Below are 1510 nucleotides of genomic sequence, written 5' to 3' on the forward strand. Positions count from 1 at the left end.
TTGACATACTCCCACCACTTTCGACTAGCTCAAGTGGGGGATTCTAAAAGCAAAAGCTTTTAGGTGACTTCCTTGCGGATTTCGCTTGCTTTCTGCTTCAAAGGGCGACCTTTACCGCATCTTCCCTCCACAGACAAAACGGTGTGTCCCACCGCCAAAATGTTACGAGAAGCGTTTATATCCGCATTCTCGCTAAAGCCACACTCAAAACAGCTAAAGTTTGCCTGAGTGAGCCTGTTTTCTTTTGCAACATGACCGCATGAGCTACAAGTCTGACTTGTATATTTGGGGTCAACTTTAACGAGTAAACCACCTCGCCATTGTTGCTTGTAATCCAACATACCCACAAGCATTGACCAACCTTGATCTAGGATTGATTTGTTTAAGCCTGATTTGGCTTTCACATTCTTTCCTTTTTTCTCAATTGTTCCGCTTGCTGACTTCGACATATTGGCTACTTTTAAGTCCTCAACTACGATCATTGCGTGGTTTTTGCTGAGAGTTGTCGTGACTTTGTGCAAGTAGTCATGTCGAATATTGGCGATATGATGGTGTAATTTATTGATCTTTGAGTTAAGTTTTTTCCAATTTTCACTGAATTTAGTTTTCTTCTTCAATTTGCGTTGAAGTCTAGCCAACTTCACTTGATTGGCTTTAAAGCTATTGATCGGGTCGAATACCTGACCTGTTGAGGTTGTCACCAATTTTTTGATGCCAAGATCAACACCAATGGCTGATTTTGATGGGTGGATGGGATGTTCTATTGTGTTCTCAACACCAAAAGAAATATACCACTTACCGACATGCTTTGAGATTGTGACGTTTTTAATCTCACCTGAAATATCTTGTGATTTTCTGAATTTCACAACACCAATATCATTAGGTAATTTTACTTGGTTGCCTTTAACCCAACAATATCGATTAAATTGAACAATACGAATTGAATCATAACCATCTGATTTCTTCTTAAATCGTGGCATAAGTGGTCTAAGTTGAACTTCACTACCATCAGCTAATTTAAAGAATTTTGGTTTTTTAGGCTTAAAAGGCTTTTGTTTTAACTTGGCTTGTTCTTTTTTATCAAAGAATTTACCCCAAGCATCACCAAGATCCCGAACTTTTTGTTGAAGTGAAACACCATTTGAACTGTTTTCTAAAAAAGCACACTCAGGCTTTTTGCGTAGTTCAGGGATTTTATTAACCAAATTAATTTTATTAATGCGTTCATTTTTAGCAAGCATTTCAAATGAAATGGCTAGGATTTGATTCCAAACAAAACGTGCAGAGCCAAGCAACTTGTTTAAAACAAGTTCCTGTTCTGCATTAGGCTCAAGCCTAAATTTGTACGCCTTGTTGATTTTCATAAATGAGTGTGTATGTGGTAATATGTGATATATTATCACCGAATAAGCCATTTAACAATGACAGAAATATACAAAAACCGACATTCAGCCTTTAATTTACATGTACATTTAGTATTTATCACTAAGTACAGAAAAAAGATTTTAGG

At 37.0% G+C, this 1510-nt stretch carries 1 protein-coding gene and 1 pseudogene; one reads left to right on the forward strand and one right to left on the reverse strand.

All coding sequences use genetic code 11. The features are described from left to right. Positions 1-59: 59 nt before the first annotated feature. Entirely contained in the window at positions 60-1364 is a 1305-nt protein-coding gene (locus FTT85_RS18405) for an RNA-guided endonuclease TnpB family protein (protein WP_180164120.1), read from the reverse strand. A 57-nt stretch (positions 1365-1421) separates the two neighbouring features. Here FTT85_RS18405 and FTT85_RS18850 point away from each other — a divergent pair. Beyond that, positions 1422-1510 (forward strand): annotated as a pseudogene (locus FTT85_RS18850) (IS200/IS605 family transposase); the annotation flags it as partial.

Origin of the sequence: Acinetobacter sp. YH01020 (assembly GCF_013420275.1) — a bacterium.
GTDB lineage: Bacteria > Pseudomonadota > Gammaproteobacteria > Pseudomonadales > Moraxellaceae > Acinetobacter > Acinetobacter amyesii.